The sequence below is a fragment of the Streptomyces sp. NPDC029292 genome (assembly GCF_055569295.1).
In genome coordinates, this window is the sequence record NZ_JBVHXR010000024.1 from 66,453 (window position 1) to 78,486 (window position 12,034).

At 68.8% G+C, this 12,034-nt stretch carries 13 protein-coding genes; 6 read left to right on the forward strand and 7 right to left on the reverse strand.

All coding sequences use genetic code 11. From position 1 onward, the window contains the following. Positions 1-32: 32 nt before the first annotated feature. Both ACZ4WS_RS39205 and ACZ4WS_RS39210 read right to left on the reverse strand, forming a co-directional pair. Positions 33-881 (reverse strand): 3-hydroxyacyl-CoA dehydrogenase family protein, encoded by an 849-nt coding sequence (locus tag ACZ4WS_RS39205; RefSeq protein WP_467987871.1) that lies wholly within the window; start codon positions 879-881, stop codon positions 33-35. A 124-nt stretch (positions 882-1,005) separates the two neighbouring features. Then, a complete protein-coding gene (locus tag ACZ4WS_RS39210) occupies positions 1,006-1,647 on the reverse strand; it encodes a TetR/AcrR family transcriptional regulator (RefSeq protein ID WP_467987872.1) in 642 nt (213 codons plus the stop codon). Between the two features lie 79 nt (positions 1,648-1,726). On the opposite strand from ACZ4WS_RS39210, the gene ACZ4WS_RS39215 reads away from it, so the two are divergent. The 3 genes from ACZ4WS_RS39215 to ACZ4WS_RS39225 are packed head-to-tail and all read left to right on the forward strand — an operon-like array spanning position 1,727 to position 3,858. Then, the gene (locus tag ACZ4WS_RS39215) at positions 1,727-2,509 is read left to right on the forward strand and encodes an ABC transporter ATP-binding protein (protein WP_467987874.1); all 783 of its coding nucleotides are present in this window, start codon (positions 1,727-1,729) and stop codon (positions 2,507-2,509) included. Between the two features lie 13 nt (positions 2,510-2,522). Continuing rightward, entirely contained in the window at positions 2,523-3,272 is a 750-nt protein-coding gene (locus tag ACZ4WS_RS39220; protein WP_467987875.1) for an ABC transporter permease, read from the forward strand. Between the two features lie 13 nt (positions 3,273-3,285). Next, a complete protein-coding gene (locus tag ACZ4WS_RS39225) occupies positions 3,286-3,858 on the forward strand; it encodes a cob(I)yrinic acid a,c-diamide adenosyltransferase (protein WP_467987876.1) in 573 nt (190 codons plus the stop codon). A 166-nt stretch (positions 3,859-4,024) separates the two neighbouring features. On the opposite strand, the gene ACZ4WS_RS39230 is transcribed toward ACZ4WS_RS39225, so the two are convergent. Further along, positions 4,025-4,594 (reverse strand): hypothetical protein, encoded by a 570-nt coding sequence (locus ACZ4WS_RS39230; RefSeq protein ID WP_467987877.1) that lies wholly within the window; start codon positions 4,592-4,594, stop codon positions 4,025-4,027. A gap of 152 nt (positions 4,595-4,746) precedes the next feature. Between ACZ4WS_RS39230 and ACZ4WS_RS39235 the strand changes: the two genes are divergently transcribed. The 3 genes from ACZ4WS_RS39235 to ACZ4WS_RS39245 all read left to right on the forward strand — a co-directional run bounded on the left by ACZ4WS_RS39235 (position 4,747) and on the right by ACZ4WS_RS39245 (position 8,538). Further along, complete coding sequence (locus ACZ4WS_RS39235) at positions 4,747-5,934, forward strand: sensor histidine kinase (protein ID WP_467987879.1); 1,188 nt, start codon at positions 4,747-4,749, stop codon at positions 5,932-5,934. After that, a complete protein-coding gene (locus ACZ4WS_RS39240) occupies positions 5,931-6,572 on the forward strand; it encodes a response regulator (protein WP_467987880.1) in 642 nt (213 codons plus the stop codon). The genes ACZ4WS_RS39235 and ACZ4WS_RS39240 overlap by 4 nt, the downstream gene beginning before the upstream one ends. A gap of 127 nt (positions 6,573-6,699) precedes the next feature. Continuing rightward, positions 6,700-8,538 (forward strand): glycosyl hydrolase family 18 protein, encoded by a 1,839-nt coding sequence (locus ACZ4WS_RS39245; protein ID WP_467987882.1) that lies wholly within the window; start codon positions 6,700-6,702, stop codon positions 8,536-8,538. A 52-nt stretch (positions 8,539-8,590) separates the two neighbouring features. Here the strand turns inward: ACZ4WS_RS39245 and ACZ4WS_RS39250 are convergent, their stop codons facing one another. From ACZ4WS_RS39250 to ACZ4WS_RS39265, 4 genes are all read right to left on the reverse strand, one after another. Beyond that, positions 8,591-9,037, reverse strand: a complete 447-nt coding sequence (locus tag ACZ4WS_RS39250) for a DUF2550 domain-containing protein (RefSeq protein WP_467987883.1) — start codon at positions 9,035-9,037, stop codon at positions 8,591-8,593. 129 nt (positions 9,038-9,166) lie between these two features. After that, on the reverse strand, positions 9,167-9,541 hold the full coding sequence (locus tag ACZ4WS_RS39255) for a F0F1 ATP synthase subunit epsilon (protein WP_467987884.1): 375 nt from the start codon (positions 9,539-9,541) through the stop codon (positions 9,167-9,169). A 132-nt stretch (positions 9,542-9,673) separates the two neighbouring features. Next, positions 9,674-11,110, reverse strand: coding sequence for a F0F1 ATP synthase subunit beta (gene atpD, locus ACZ4WS_RS39260; protein ID WP_467987885.1), 1,437 nt, complete (start codon positions 11,108-11,110; stop codon positions 9,674-9,676). Continuing rightward, positions 11,110-12,027, reverse strand: a complete 918-nt coding sequence (locus tag ACZ4WS_RS39265; RefSeq protein ID WP_467987886.1) for a F0F1 ATP synthase subunit gamma — start codon at positions 12,025-12,027, stop codon at positions 11,110-11,112. Before ACZ4WS_RS39265 ends, atpD begins: the two co-directional genes overlap by 1 nt. Positions 12,028-12,034 lie beyond the last annotated feature (7 nt).

Consider the following 12,034-nt stretch of genomic DNA (forward strand, 5'->3'; position numbering starts at 1 on the left):
TGCTTGACGTGTTGCTTGACGTGCTGCTTGATTCAGTGCTTGTAGAAGCCCTGCCCGCTCTTGCGCCCGATGTCACCGGCGTCAACCATCCGGCGCATCAGCTCGGGCGGGGCGAACTTCTCGTCCTGGGTCTCGGTGTAGATGTTGCCGGTGGCGTGCAGCAGGATGTCGACGCCCGTCAGGTCGGCCGTGGCCAGGGGTCCCATGGCGTGGCCGAAGCCCAGTTTGCAGGCGAGGTCGATGTCCTCGGCGCTGGCCACGCCCGACTCGTACAGCTTCGTCGCCTCGACGACGAGTGCCGAGATCAGACGGGTCGTCACAAAACCGGCGACGTCACGGTTGACCACGATGCAGGTCTTGCCGACGGACTCGGCGAACTCCCGTGCGGTGGCGAGCGTTTCGTCGCTCGTCTTGTAGCCGCGCACCAGCTCGACGAGCTGCATCATCGGCACCGGCGAGAAGAAGTGCACGCCGACGACCCGCTCCGGGCGCTCGGTGGCCGCCGCGATCTTGGTGATCGGAATGGCGGAGGTGTTGGAGGCGAGCACGGCGTCGTCGCGGACGATCTTGTCGAGCGTCCGGAAGATCTCGTGCTTGACCTCCAGCTTCTCGAAGACGGCCTCGACGACGATGTCGGCGTCCGCGGCCGCGTCCAGATCGGTGGTCGCGGTGATGCGCGCGAGCGCCGCGTCCGCGTCGGCGGCCTCGATCTTGCCCTTGCTCACGAACTTGTCGTACGAGGCCTTGATGCCGTCGATGCCACGGGCCAGCGCCTCGTCGGTGACATCGCGCAGAACGACGTCCCAGCCCGCCTGCGCGGAGACCTGGGCGATACCGGACCCCATGAGACCGGCCCCGATGACGGCGAGCTTCCGTGCCACTCCGACTCCCCTTAACACGCTGTTTAAGTTGCCTCTCCGGCGGACCATAGCGCTCGTGAGGGCCTGTGTGACCGGTAAGTAATGCGCGTCACGTCTCAACTGACGGACGTCACACCGGCAGGGGTTATTCCGCCGCTCGTACGGCGTAGTTGAGGACCTTCTCACTCAAAAGGTCCTCCATGTCGTCGAGTAGACCGAGGGCCTCGCGGGAGACCTCGCCGGGGGAACGGCCGGCCACCATCGCGCGCCCGATGAGCCCCAAAAGCGTGGTGTGCACCCAGTTGATCTGACCGGCCATCAGCGACGGCAGCGGGTCGTCCGACTCCGCCCCGGTCTCCTCGCGCAGGGTCTCCTCCAGGAGGACGAGGCTCTCCTGGTTCATGTGCCACAGACGGGCCCGGAGTCCCAGCGCCCCTTCGACGACCTTCATGAAGCGGTCGTACCCCTCGATGAGGCCCACGTGCGGCGAGACCGCCTCCACCTCGTCACGCAGCTCGCGCAGCACCGCCGCGGCCGCGGACTCGCCCTTGTCGCGGGCGCGCACGAAGCGCGACAGGCGGGCGACGCTGCCCTTGGCCCGGTCGAGGAAGAGGTCCTCCTTGGCCTTGAAGTAGTTGTAGACGGTGTTGACCGAGACATCGGCCGCCTCGGCCACCTCGGCGATCGTCACCGCGTCGAACCCGCGCTCCAGGAACAGCCCCGTGGCCACATCCGAGATGTGCTGCCTGGCCTGCCGCTTCTTGCGCTCCCTGAGTCCCTCGGTCATGACCGAATCCTAGCTTCCTTGGGGCTGCTGAATTTTTGGAGTCATTGCAAAATTTCAGGGACTCTGTTTTTCTGGGGTCATGACCATCATCAGTACGGCCGGCCTGGCCCGTACCTTCCAGACGAAGCGCGGCCCGGTGGAGGCGGTGCGCGGCATCGACATGACCGTCGCGCCGGGCGAGATCCTCGGCTTCCTCGGCCCGAACGGAGCCGGCAAGACCACGACCCTGCGCATGCTCACGACCCTGCTGCCGCCCACCGGTGGCGCCGCCACCGTGGCCGGCTGCGATCTGGCCTCCGACCCCGTCGGGGTGCGCAAGGCCGTCGGTTACGTCGCCCAGTCCGGGGGCGTCGACCCGAATGTGACCGTGCGGGAGGAACTGGTCACGCAAGGGCGGCTGTACCGCCTGACCAAGTCCCAGGCGGTCGAGCGCGCCGACGAGCTGGCCCGCGACCTGGATCTCGTCGATCTGCTGGACCGCAGTACGGCGGCACTCTCCGGCGGTCAGCGACGCCGCCTCGACATCGCGATGGGGCTCACGCACCGCCCCCGGGTCCTGTTCCTCGACGAGCCGACAACGGGTCTCGACCCCGGCAGCCGGGCCGATCTGTGGAACCTGGTCCGCCGCCTGCGCGACGAACACGGCACCACGGTGTTCCTGACCACGCACTACCTCGACGAGGCGGACGCCCTCTCCGACCGGCTGGTGATCGTCGACAAGGGCGTCGTGGTGGCCGAGGGCACCCCGGGCGCGCTGAAACTGGCGCACGGCGGCTCGATCGACGCCACCCTCCAGGACACGTTCCTCGCGATCACCGGCCGCGGCCCGGCGCCGGCCGACTCCGCCCCCGTAGCCGTATAGGACGTACCACGACATGCTGCTGCACGACACCGCGCTGGTCTTCGGGCGTTACGCCCGCCAGACCCTGCGCTCCAAGTTCCAGATCCTCTTCGGCGTACTGATGCCGCTGCTCTACCTCTTTCTCTTCGGACCGCTGCTGACCCATCTCCCGCTGGGATCGCGGGGCAGTTCCTGGCAGGTGCTGGTGCCCGGGCTGCTGCTTCAACTCGGCCTGTTCGGCTCCCTGTTCGCGGGCTTCTCGATCATCATCGAGAAGAACTACGGGGTCATGGAGCGGATGCGCGTCACACCCGTCAGCCGTCTCGCCCTGCTCCTGGGCCGGGTGCTGCGCGACGCCGCCCTGTTCGTCTTCCAGGCGGTGCTGCTGGTGCTCGCCGCGCTGCTCATGGGCCTGCGCGCGCCGTTCGCCGGGGTGCTCATCGGGTTCGCGTTCGTCGCGCTGCTGACGGTCTCCCTCGGCTCCCTGTCGTACGCGGTGGCGCTGAAGGTCGACAGGCCGTCGGAGTTCGGCCCGATCGTCAACTCGGTCTCCATGCCGTCGATGCTGCTGTCGGGCCTGATGCTCCCGATGACGCTGGCCCCCGGATGGCTGGACTTCCTGTCCCGCTTCATGCCGCTGCGCTATCTGGTGGACGCGATCCGGGACGCGTACGTCGGCCAGTACGCGACCGCCGCCATGCTGTACGGCGTCCTCGTCGCCCTCGGCTTCGCCGCGCTGGCCGTGACGGTGGGCACAGGGGTCTTCCGGAAGGCCGGAGCGTAACTACGCTGGCCTCATGGTCAATCTGACGCGCATCTACACCAGGACCGGGGACCAGGGCACCACCGCCCTCGGCGACATGAGCCGGGTCGCCAAGACCGACCTGCGGATCTCGGCGTACGCGGACGCCAACGAGGCGAACGCGGTGATCGGGACGGCGGTCGCGCTGGGCGGGCTCGACGAGGAGATCGTCACGGTCCTCACCCGTGTGCAGAACGACCTGTTCGACGTGGGCGCGGACCTGTCGACGCCGGTCGTCGAGAACCCGCAGTTCCCCCCGCTGCGGGTGGAGCAGTTCTACATCGACAAGCTGGAGGCGGACTGCGACCGCTTCAACGAACGCCTGGAGAAGCTCCGCTCCTTCATCCTCCCCGGCGGCACCCCCGGCGCGGCGCTGCTGCACCAGGCGTGCACGGTGGTCCGCCGGGCCGAGCGGTCCACCTGGGCGGCGATGGAGGCGCACGGCGAGGTGATGAACCCCCTCACCGCGACGTACCTCAACCGCCTGTCGGACCTGTTGTTCATCCTGGCCCGCACGGCGAACGGTGAGGTCGGGGACGTGCTGTGGGTACCGGGGGGCGAGCGCTAGCCGCCCGGCAGGCCGACGGATCCCCAGGCGGCGAGGACGCTCGGTGCTCCTCGCCGCCTTCGCCGTAAGAGGCGACGGCGGCTTGCGCGGTGAGGCGGGCCCAGTCGGCGAAGAGGGTCCCCTCGCCCACTGCCCGGCGCACCCCGGTCGTATTTCTCCTGCGCACTCAGAGTTTCGTGAGCGTCCGGGACCGCTCGGGGCCCACCGTCGGCCCCTTCTTCGGCCAGATCAGATAGGTCAGCGCGATCAACCCGTGGATCACGGCCGCGCGCAGCGCCACCCGCTGGAAGGCCCGCAGGGACTCCGTGCTGCCGTCGCCGACGTACCAGATCGCGGCCTGGAGAAGAGCACAGGCGACCGCGGCCGCCAGGAGCGTACGGAGCCAGATCTTCCCTTCGTGCCCCGCCCTCGCCATCCCGTAGCGGGGCGGCTTCGGCGGGGGCGGGGCGCCCGCGAGGCGGTGGGCCGCGTGGCCGTCGAGCCGGCGGATCGTGCAGTGGCCGTACGCGACCGTGAAGCCGATGTAGAGCGCGGCGAGGCCGTGTTCCCAGCTCGGCTCGGCGCCGTTCTTCAGGTCGATCGCCGTCACCACGAAGAGGACCACTTCCAGCACGGGCTCGCACAGCAGCAGGACCACGCTGGTGCGGCGCAGCTTCAGCAGGTAGCGGACGGCGAGGCCGGCGGCCAGCAGTACCCAGAAGCCGACCTCGCAGGCGATGATCAGTGCGACGATCATGGTTCGCTCCTCTCGGTCGCCTTTCCAGGCTCATGTGCGCACGGGCGCGATGCGTCGTCGGCGGTGACGAAGCGGGACTGCATCCTTCGATGTAGTCGCGGACCGTTCCAGAGGAGAAGGCGAGCCGCCCGTACGCCATGTTGGATGGAGTCATGGCCGACCGACTCCCCCGCCCGCACCGCGACGACGTGCGCATCGCCGTCGGGGGCCTGCTCGGCGGGCTCACCCTGTGGGGCGTCGGGCTCTACAGCCGTACGCCGGACGACCCGGTCTCCCTCGTCGACCAGACCTGGGTGGTCCTCGTTCCGCTGGTCGTCACGGCCGGCTGTGAGCTGATGCGCCGTACGCGGCCGCGCACCGCCCTGCTCATCGGCACCGCCGCCCTCACCGCCGACCTGCTCACCCGCGGCAGCCTGGCCACCGTCGTGATGTTCACGGACCTCGTGTACGCGGCCGTCCTGTACGGCTCGCCCGGTGCGGCCCGGCGCATCCCCTGGATCACCGGTCTGATCACGGTGATCGCCACGGTGTGGCCCGTCGCGGCCTGGCACAAGCCGGAGGGACTGCTGATCGGAGCGTTCACTGGCCTGGTGACCTTCACTCCGGCCGCCTCCGGCTGGATCGTCCGCAACCATCGCGACACCGCCGTCGCCGAGCGCCTGCGTGCCGAACAGACCGCCCTGCTCGCCGAGGTCGACCGCGCCCAGGCGGTCACGTCCGAACGGGCACGCATGGCACGGGAGTTGCACGACATGGTCGCCAACCACCTGTCCGCGATCGCCATCCACTCGACCGCCGCGCTCTCGCTCGACGACCCGAAGACGTCCCAGGACGCCCTCGCCGTCATCCGCGAGAACAGCGTCGAGGGCCTCGCCGAGATGCGCCGGCTCATCGGCATCCTGCGCGACGACAGCGGCGACAAGGAGCCCGCCGCGGCGCCCACCCTCGACGGCCTCGAAGCGCTCCTGGCGGGCGCCCGCACCAACGGACTCGACGTCGCCCTCGACGCTGCGCACGAGGACCGGCTGCCCGCTCCGGTCGAGCTCGCCGCGTACCGCATCGTCCAGGAGTCCCTGACCAACGCCCTCAAGCACGCCTTACCGGGCCAGGTCACCGTGACGCTCGCCCAGCCGGACGGCTCGCTCACGGTGCGGGTGAGCAGTCCGTACGGCGACCGGGACGGGCCGCGGGCTCCGGGATCGGGCGCCGGGCTGGTCGGCATGCGGGAGCGGGTCGCCCTCCTGCGCGGCACCTTCGAGGCCGGTCCCGAGGACTCCCCCACCGGCAAGGTCTGGACCGTACGCGCCGCCCTGCCCCTGTTCCAAGGAGAAGACGCATGATCCGCGTGCTCGTCGCCGAGGACCAGTCTGCCGTACGGGCCGGGCTCGTCCTCATCCTGCGCAGCGCACCCGACATCGAGGTGGTCGGGGAGGCGGCGGACGGGGAGCGGGCGGTCGCGCTCGCCCGTGAACTCCGGCCGGATCTCGTCCTGATGGACGTTCAGATGCCCCGGCTCGACGGGGTCTCCGCCACCCGCCAGGTCGTCGCCGAGCAGCTCGCCGACGTCCTGGTGCTCACCACCTTCGACCTCGACGAGTACGTGTTCGGGGCGCTGCGCGCGGGCGCCTCCGGCTTTCTGCTGAAGAACACCGACGCGAAGGACCTGCTGGAGGCGGTGCGGACGGTGGCGCGCGGCGAGGGGCTGATCGCTCCGGCGGTCACGCGCCGGCTGATCGCCGAGTTCGCGGCGAAGCCCGTACGGGGGCCGACGGCCGACCCGGCCGTTCTGGAAGCGCTGACCCGCCGGGAGCGGGAGGTGCTGTCCTGCCTCGGGGAGGGGCTCTCGAACGCGGAGATCGCGGGCCGTCTGGACATGGCGGAGGCGACGGTGAAGACCCACGTCAGCCGCCTGCTGGGGAAGCTGGAGCTGCGCAGCCGGGTCCAAGCGGCCGTTCTCGCACAGGAGTTGGGCGTTTAGCACAGCCGGAGCACAGGCATCCGCCCACTGGTCCAGACCTATTGACCTATGGTCCAGACCTTTCTATTCTCGCCGCACTGCGCTTAGCCATGCCCACGACACCCCCGACTCCCGAGGAGAGGCATCCATGCGCTTCCGGCAGAGAGCCAGACAACGAACCGTGGCAGGACTCACCACCCTGCTCCTCCCGCTCGCCGCGCTGGTCGGCCTCGCGAGCCCCGCCCACGCGGCCACCACCGCCACCGCCACGTACACCAAGAGCTCAGACTGGGGTACCGGCTTCGAAGGCAAGTGGACCGTCACCAACACCGGGTCCACCAGCATCAGTTCGTGGACGATCGAGTGGGACTTCCCCTCCGGTACGTCGGTGACGTCGGCCTGGGACGCGGACGTCACGTCCTCCGGCACCCACTGGACCGCCAAGAACAAGTCCTACAACGGCACCCTCGCCGCGGGCGCCTCCGTCTCCTTCGGCTTCAACGGCGCCGGCACCGGATCGCCCTCCAACTGTCTGCTGAACGGCGGCAGTTGTGACGGCGGCACCACCGTCCCCGGCGACAGCGCGCCCTCCGCGCCCGGTACTCCGACCGCGTCCTCGATCACCGACACCTCGGTGAAGCTCGACTGGAGCGCGGCCACCGACGACAACGGCATCAAGAACTACGACGTCCTGCGCGGCGGCACCAAGGTCGCCACCGTGACGACGACCTCGTACACGGACACCGGCCTGACCGCCGGCACCGACTACTCGTACACCGTCCAGGCCCGCGACACCGCCGACCAGACCGGTCCGGTGAGCGGCGCGGTCGCCGTGCACACCACGGGCGGCACCACCGACCCGCCGGCCTCCGGCTCCGCCGTCAAGCTCGGCTACTTCACCGAGTGGGGCATCTACGGCCGCAACTACAACGTCAAGAACCTGGTGACGTCCGGCTCGGCCGCCAAGATCACGCACATCAACTACGCCTTCGGCAACGTCACCGGCGGCAAGTGCGCGATCGGCGACTCCTACGCCGACTACGACAAGGCGTTCACCGCCGACCAGTCGGTGAGCGGCGTGGCCGACACCTGGGACCAGCCTCTGCGCGGTAACTTCAACCAGCTGCGCGAGCTGAAGGCCAAGTACCCGAACCTCAAGGTCATCTGGTCCTTCGGCGGCTGGACCTGGTCCGGCGGCTTCACCGAGGCCGCCGCCAACCCGGCCGCCTTCGCCCAGTCCTGCTACGACCTGGTCGAGGACCCGCGCTGGGCCGATGTCTTCGACGGCATCGACATCGACTGGGAGTACCCGAACGCCTGCGGTCTGTCCTGCGACACCAGCGGCGCGGCCGCGTACAAGAACCTGATGTCCGCGCTGCGTTCGAAGTTCGGCAGCGGCAACCTCGTCACCTCCGCCGTCACCGCCGACGGCTCCTCCGGCGGCAAGATCGACGCGGCCGACTACGCGGGCGCGGCCCAGTACGTCGACTGGTACAACGTGATGACGTACGACTTCTTCGGCGCCTGGGACGCGGACGGCCCGACCGCCCCGCACTCCCCGCTCACCTCCTACAGCGGCATCCCGACGGCCGGCTTCACCACGGCCGACGCGATCGCCAAGTACAAGGCGAAGGGCGTGCCCGCGAGCAAGCTGCTGATCGGCATCGGCTTCTACGGGCGCGGCTGGACCGGCGTCACGCAGGACGCGCCGGGCGGCACGGCGACCGGGCCCGCGGCAGGCACGTACGAGCAGGGCATCGAGGACTACAAGGTCCTCAAGACGTCCTGCCCGTCCACCGGCACGATCGCCGGTACGGCGTACGCGCACTGCGGCAGCAACTGGTGGAGCTACGACACCCCGGCCACCATCGGTACGAAGATGACCTGGGCCAAGAGCCAGGGTCTGGGCGGCGCGTTCTTCTGGGAGTTCAGCGGTGACACCAGCGATGGCGAGCTGGTGAGCGCCATCAACAGCGGACTGAGCTAAGAGCCAAGAGTTAAGCGTTAAGCGTTAAGCGTTAAGCGTTAAGCGTTAAGCGTTAAGCCACATTGACGCGCTGACCGGGCGGGGCTGCTTCCAGCCACGCGAGAAATCCGGTCAGCGCGTCTTCGCTCATCGCCAGTTCGAGGCGCGTCCCGCGATGGAGACAGGTGAGGACGGTCGCGTCGGAGAGCAGTGCCAGCTCCTCCTCGCCCTCGGGGGCGCGGCGGCCCGCCACCTCGATGGCCGAGCGCTCCAGGACGCGGCGCGGGCGGGGGGCGTAGGAGAAGACGCGGTACCACTCGATGCGGTCACCGTTGTAGCGGGCGACTCCGTAGCTCCACCCTTTGCCGCTGGGGTCCCCTTTCTCGGGAACGTCCCAGCGCAGGCTGCAGTCGAAGGTACCGCCGGAGCGCTGGATCAGCCGGCGGCGGAGGCCGAAGACGAACAGCCCCACTACTACGAGCGCCACTACCAACCCGCACACAGTCAGAGCGAGGACCATCGACACCGACCTCCTCGTCTCCTAGGTAACGGAAAAGAAAAAACCTCCGCATTTGCCTCAGCCGCGGCAGGGGCCGGAGTCATCCGGTCCCAGCCGCGGCTGAGGCAAAGCATCACACAGTGCGCTGTGTCAGCGCGCCGACACCGCACGCAGTCGGACGTCCGCGCGACGCTCGGCGGCGGCGTCGCCCTCCGCCTTCGCGCGCTCGAGCTCCCGCTCCGTGCGCTGGACGTCGATCTCGTCCGACAGCTCGGCGATCTCGGCCAGCAGCGACAGCTTGTTGTCCGCGAATGAGATGAAACCGCCGTGCACCGCGGCGACGACCGTTCCACCATCACTCGTACGGATGGTCACCGGGCCCGACTCCAGCACACCGAGCAGCGGCTGGTGACCGGGCATGACGCCGATGTCGCCGGACGCGGTACGCGCGACGACCAGGGTGGCCTCGCCGGACCAGACACTGCGGTCCGCGGCGACGAGCTCGACGTGCAGCTCAGCAGCCAAGGTGGGCTCCTCGGGTCACCACCCGGCGTTGCTGCCGGGTGTTGGGTCAAAGTCTAGTAGGCGTACGGAGGGGGACGGGACGCACCCCGCGAGGTGCGGCCCCGCCCCCCTCAGCACGAGACGGGGCCGGCGTCAGGAAACGCCGAGCTCCTTGGCGTTGGCCTTGAGGTCCTCAATGCCACCGCACAGGAAGAACGCCTGCTCCGGGAAGTGGTCGTACTCGCCGTCGATGATCGCGTTGAAGGCCGCGATCGACTCTTCCAGCGGGACGTCCGACCCGTCGACGCCGGTGAACTGCTTGGCGACGTGGGTGTTCTGGGACAGGAAGCGCTCCACGCGACGGGCACGGTGGACGGTGAGCTTGTCCTCCTCGCCCAGCTCGTCGATACCGAGGATCGCGATGATGTCCTGAAGGTCCTTGTACTTCTGCAGGACCGACTTGACGCGCATCGCGGCCGCGTAGTGGTCCGCCGCGATGTAGCGGGGGTCCAGGATGCGGGACGTGGAGTCCAGCGGGTCCACGGCCGGGTAGATGCCCTTCTCGGAGATCGGACGGGAGAGAACCGTCGTCGCGTCGAGGTGGGCGAACGTGGTGGCCGGGGCCGGGTCGGTCAGGTCGTCCGCGGGGACGTAGATCGCCTGCATCGAGGTGATCGAGTGACCACGGGTCGAGGTGATGCGCTCCTGGAGGAGACCCATCTCGTCGGCCAGGTTCGGCTGGTAGCCCACCGCGGAGGGCATACGGCCGAGCAGGGTCGAGACCTCGGAACCGGCCTGCGTGAAGCGGAAGATGTTGTCGATGAAGAACAGCACGTCCTGCTTCTGCACATCGCGGAAGTACTCCGCCATGGTCAGACCCGCGAGGGCCACGCGCAGACGGGTGCCCGGGGGCTCGTCCATCTGGCCGAAGACAAGGGCGGTCTTGTCGATGACGCCCGAGTCCGACATCTCCTCGATGAGGTCGTTGCCCTCACGGGTGCGCTCACCGACGCCGGCGAACACGGAGACACCGTCGTGGTTGTTGGCGACGCGGTAGATCATCTCCTGGATGAGCACCGTCTTGCCGACACCGGCACCACCGAACAGACCGATCTTTCCACCCTTGACGTACGGGGTGAGAAGGTCGATGACCTTGACGCCGGTCTCGAACATCTCGGTCTTCGACTCGAGCTCGTCGAAGCGCGGGGCCTTGCGGTGGATGGACCAGCGCTCGCCCGAGTACTTCTCGTCGGAGTTCAGCACCTCACCGAGGGTGTTGAACACCTTGCCCTTGGTGAAGTCACCGACCGGGACGGAGATGCCCGTGCCGGTGTCGGTGACCGCGGCCTGACGGACCAGACCGTCGGTGGGCTGCATGGAGATCGTGCGGACCAGGCCGTCACCCAGGTGCTGGGCGACCTCCAGGGTCAGCGTCTTCTTCTCGCCGGCGTTGGCCGGGTCGGCCACCTCGACGTGAAGGGCGTTGTAGATGTCCGGCATCGCGTCGACGGGGAACTCCACGTCGACGACCGGGCCGATGACCCGGGCGACGCGGCCCGTGGCAACGGCCGTCTCAGAAGTCGTCGTCATTACTTGTCACTCCCCGCGGTCGCGTCGGCAAGGGCTGCGGAGCCACCGACGATCTCGCTGATTTCCTGGGTGATTTCGGCCTGGCGGGCCGCATTGGCAAGGCGGGAGAGCGAGGTGATCAGGTCTCCCGCGTTGTCGGTCGCCGACTTCATCGCGCGGCGCGTGGCGGCGTGCTTGGAGGCAGCCGACTGGAGCAGCGCATTGTAGATACGGCTCTCGACGTACCGCGGCAGCAGGGCGTCAAGGACGTCCTCCGCCGACGGCTCGAACTCGAACAGCGGAAGGATCTCGCCCTTGGTGGACGACTCCTCCGCAACCTCTTCGAGGCGCAGCGGCAGCAGGCGGCCGTCGACCGCCGTCTGCGTCATCATCGAGACGAACTCGGTGTAGACGATGTGGAGTTCGTCCACGCCGCCCTCAGCAGTGTCCTTCTCGATGGCCTCGATCAGCGGACTCGCGACCTTCTTCGCGTCCGCGTAGCTGGGCTCGTCGGTGAAGCCCGACCACGACTCCGCGACCTTGCGCTCGCGGAAGTTGTAGTGGGCCAGACCGCGGCGGCCGACGATGTACGTGTCGACCTCCTTGCCCTCGGCCTCAAGACGGGCGGTCAGCAGCTCCGCCGCCTTGATGGCGTTGGAGTTGAAGGCGCCGGCCAGTCCGCGGTCGCTCGTGAGGAGCAGCACCGCGGAACGGGTCGCCGTCTCCGCCTCCGTGGTCAGCGGGTGCTTGGTGTTCGAGCCGGTGCCGACCGCCGTGACCGCGCGGGTGAGCTCGGTCGCGTACGGCGCGGAGGCCGCCACCTTGCGCTGCGCCTTGACGACGCGCGAGGCGGCGATCATCTCCATCGCCTTGGTGATCTTCTTGGTCGCGGTGACGGATCGGATGCGACGCTTGTAGACCCGGAGCTGGGCTCCCATGAGTCAG

What these genes read in the sequence shown, in the direction of transcription:
- ACZ4WS_RS39210 (WP_467987872.1), bottom strand. Translation starts at nt 1,647, where the DNA reads ATGACCGAGGGACTCAGGGAGCGCAAGAAGCGGCAGGCCAGGCAGCAC.
- ACZ4WS_RS39215 (WP_467987874.1), top strand. Translation starts at nt 1,727, where the DNA reads ATGACCATCATCAGTACGGCCGGCCTGGCCCGTACCTTCCAGACGAAG.
- ACZ4WS_RS39220 (WP_467987875.1), top strand. Translation starts at nt 2,523, where the DNA reads ATGCTGCTGCACGACACCGCGCTGGTCTTCGGGCGTTACGCCCGCCAG.
- ACZ4WS_RS39225 (WP_467987876.1), top strand. Translation starts at nt 3,286, where the DNA reads ATGGTCAATCTGACGCGCATCTACACCAGGACCGGGGACCAGGGCACC.
- ACZ4WS_RS39230 (WP_467987877.1), bottom strand. Translation starts at nt 4,594, where the DNA reads ATGATCGTCGCACTGATCATCGCCTGCGAGGTCGGCTTCTGGGTACTG.
- ACZ4WS_RS39235 (WP_467987879.1), top strand. Translation starts at nt 4,747, where the DNA reads ATGGCCGACCGACTCCCCCGCCCGCACCGCGACGACGTGCGCATCGCC.
- ACZ4WS_RS39240 (WP_467987880.1), top strand. Translation starts at nt 5,931, where the DNA reads ATGATCCGCGTGCTCGTCGCCGAGGACCAGTCTGCCGTACGGGCCGGG.
- ACZ4WS_RS39245 (WP_467987882.1), top strand. Translation starts at nt 6,700, where the DNA reads ATGCGCTTCCGGCAGAGAGCCAGACAACGAACCGTGGCAGGACTCACC.
- ACZ4WS_RS39250 (WP_467987883.1), bottom strand. Translation starts at nt 9,037, where the DNA reads ATGGTCCTCGCTCTGACTGTGTGCGGGTTGGTAGTGGCGCTCGTAGTA.
- atpD (WP_467987885.1), bottom strand. Translation starts at nt 11,110, where the DNA reads ATGACGACGACTTCTGAGACGGCCGTTGCCACGGGCCGCGTCGCCCGG.
- ACZ4WS_RS39265 (WP_467987886.1), bottom strand. Translation starts at nt 12,027, where the DNA reads ATGGGAGCCCAGCTCCGGGTCTACAAGCGTCGCATCCGATCCGTCACC.